This is a genomic window from Arthrobacter sp. NPDC080086 (genome assembly GCF_040702285.1).
The window spans coordinates 1-2,300 of the sequence record NZ_JBFBKP010000163.1; the positions used below are offsets into that span (position 1 = coordinate 1).

Consider the following 2,300-nt stretch of genomic DNA (forward strand, 5'->3'; position numbering starts at 1 on the left):
CTTCAAGATCGAAGACGGCAAGAAAATTCGTGTCTTCAAGTCCACCCAGAAGCCGGTTGGCGCTTGAGAATCCGTAGGTAAATACCATGGCACGACTGAAAGAGATTTACCGGAAGGAAATCGCGCCCAAGCTGAAGGAAGAACTGAAGCTGGCCAACGTGATGGAAATTCCGCGCATCACCAAGATCACCCTGAATATGGGTCTTGGCGAAGCGATCAATGACTAGAAGGTCATCGAGCTCGCCACCGGCGACCTGATCAAAATCGCTGGCCAGAAGCCCATCGTGACGAAGGCCCGCAAGGCTATCGCCGGCTTCAAGATTCGCCAGGGTTACCCGATCGGCACGATGGTCACGCTGCGTGGCCAACGCATGTACGAATTCCTGGACCGCTTCATCACCGTGTCGCTGCCGCGCGTGCGTGACTTCCGCGGTGTGTCGGGCAAGGCGTTCGACGGTCGTGGCAACTACAACATCGGTGTGAAAGAGCAGATCATTTTCCCCGAAATCGAGTACGACAAGATCGACGCACTCCGTGGTCTGAACATCAGCATCACGACGACTGCGAAGAACGATGAGGAAGCGAAGGCGCTCCTCAATGCGTTCAAGTTCCCGTTCCGTAATTAAGGGGTTACCGTGGCTAAATTGTCTCTGATCGAACGCGAGAAGAAGCGTGCCAAGCTCGTGGCCAAGTACGCTGAGAAGCGCGCCGCTCTCGAAGCCATCGTGGCAGACCAAAGCAAGTCGGAAGAAGAGCGTTACGAAGCGCGTCTGAAGTTGCAAGCACTGCCGCGCAACGCGAACCCGACTCGTCAGCGCAACCGCTGCTCGATCACCGGTCGTCCCCGCGGTACGTTCCGTAAGTTCGGCCTGGCGCGTAACAAGCTCCGTGAAATCGCCTTCAAGGGCGAAATCCCGGGTCTGACGAAAGCCAGCTGGTAATCACGCACAGGCTACAGGAGAAACAGTATGAGCATGAGCGATCCGATCGCCGATATGCTGACGCGTATCCGCAACGCGCAAGCGGTGGAAAAAGCGTCGGTGGTCATGCCGTCGTCGAAGCTGAAGGTGGCAATCGCCAAAGTCCTGAAGGACGAAGGCTACATCGACGAATTCGCCGTGACCGAGCAGGGTGGCAAGTCCACGCTGACGATTGGTCTGAAGTACTACGCCGGCCGTCCGGTCATCGAGCGCCTGGAGCGCGTCTCGAAGCCTGGTCTGCGTGTGTACAAGGGCCGTAACGAAATCCCGCAAGTGATGAACGGCCTGGGTGTCGCCATCATCTCGACCCCGCAGGGTCTGATGACGGACCGCCGCGCCCGCGCAACCGGTGTCGGTGGCGAAGTCATTTGCTACGTCGCCTAAGGGAGGGGAACCATGTCTCGCGTAGGTAAGGCTCCCATCGCGCTGCCCAAGGGCGCCGAAGTCAATTTCGCTGGTGGTCTGCTGACCGTCAAGGGCCCGCTGGGCACGCTGACGCAGCCGATTCACCAACTGGTCAAGGTCAACACCGACAACGGCACGATCACGTTCGAGCCGGCAGATGAGTCGCGTGAAGCCAATGCGCTGCAAGGTACGATGCGCGCCCTGACGGCCAACATGGTCAAGGGCGTGACGACGGGCTTCGAGCGCAAGCTGAACCTAGTCGGCGTGGGTTACCGTGCATCTGTTCAGGGCACCGCCCTGAAGCTGCAACTCGGCTTCTCGCACGACGTGATCCATGAGATGCCGGAAGGCGTGAAGGCGGAAACGCCGACGCAGACCGAAATCATCATCAAGGGTTCGGACAAGCAGAAAGTTGGTCAGGTCGCCGCTGAAGTGCGTGGCTATCGTCCGCCTGAGCCCTACAAGGGTAAGGGTGTGCGCTACGCAGATGAGCGTGTGATCCTGAAGGAAACCAAGAAGAAGTAAGGTGCACATCATGAACAAAAATGACTCGCGTCTGCGCCGTGCACGTCAGACCCGCCTGAAGATCGCGGAACTGAATGTCGCCCGTCTGGCTGTGCACCGTACCAACCTGCACATTTATGCGCAGGTCTTCTCGGAAGACGGCACCAAGGTCTTGGCTTCGGCCTCGACGGCGGAAGCCGAAGTCCGCAAGGAACTGAACGGCAACGGTGGCAACACCGCTGCTGCGACCCTGGTGGGTAAGCGCATCGCCGAGAAGGCGAAGGCTGCCGGCATCGAAGCTGTGGCGTTCGATCGCTCGGGTTTCCGTTATCACGGTCGCGTGAAGGCTCTGGCCGACGCGGCTCGCGAAGCTGGCCTGATGTTCTAAGCCGGGTTAGAGGTTATCGTCAT

At 58.8% G+C, this 2,300-nt stretch carries 4 protein-coding genes and 1 pseudogene; all 5 read left to right on the forward strand.

Annotated elements, in window-relative coordinates:
* The first annotated feature begins 86 nt into the window (after window positions 1-86).
* The 5 genes and pseudogenes from rplE to rplR all read left to right on the forward strand — a co-directional run bounded on the left by rplE (window position 87) and on the right by rplR (window position 2,277).
* Window positions 87-626, forward strand: a pseudogene (rplE, locus tag AB0305_RS22995) (50S ribosomal protein L5).
* A gap of 9 nt (window positions 627-635) precedes the next feature.
* Window positions 636-941 (forward strand): 30S ribosomal protein S14, encoded by a 306-nt coding sequence (gene rpsN / locus AB0305_RS23000; RefSeq protein ID WP_004634486.1) that lies wholly within the window; start codon window positions 636-638, stop codon window positions 939-941.
* Window positions 942-968: 27 nt separating this feature from the next.
* The gene (gene rpsH / locus AB0305_RS23005; protein ID WP_004634489.1) at window positions 969-1,364 is read left to right on the forward strand and encodes a 30S ribosomal protein S8; all 396 of its coding nucleotides are present in this window, start codon (window positions 969-971) and stop codon (window positions 1,362-1,364) included.
* A gap of 12 nt (window positions 1,365-1,376) precedes the next feature.
* Window positions 1,377-1,910, forward strand: coding sequence for a 50S ribosomal protein L6 (rplF, locus tag AB0305_RS23010; RefSeq protein WP_366174179.1), 534 nt, complete (start codon window positions 1,377-1,379; stop codon window positions 1,908-1,910).
* A gap of 10 nt (window positions 1,911-1,920) precedes the next feature.
* Complete coding sequence (gene rplR / locus AB0305_RS23015; protein ID WP_366174181.1) at window positions 1,921-2,277, forward strand: 50S ribosomal protein L18; 357 nt, start codon at window positions 1,921-1,923, stop codon at window positions 2,275-2,277.
* The last annotated feature ends 23 nt before the right edge of the window (window positions 2,278-2,300 follow it).

What these genes read in the sequence shown, in the direction of transcription:
- rpsH (WP_004634489.1), top strand. Translation starts at nt 969, where the DNA reads ATGAGCATGAGCGATCCGATCGCCGATATGCTGACGCGTATCCGCAAC.
- rplF (WP_366174179.1), top strand. Translation starts at nt 1,377, where the DNA reads ATGTCTCGCGTAGGTAAGGCTCCCATCGCGCTGCCCAAGGGCGCCGAA.
- rplR (WP_366174181.1), top strand. Translation starts at nt 1,921, where the DNA reads ATGAACAAAAATGACTCGCGTCTGCGCCGTGCACGTCAGACCCGCCTG.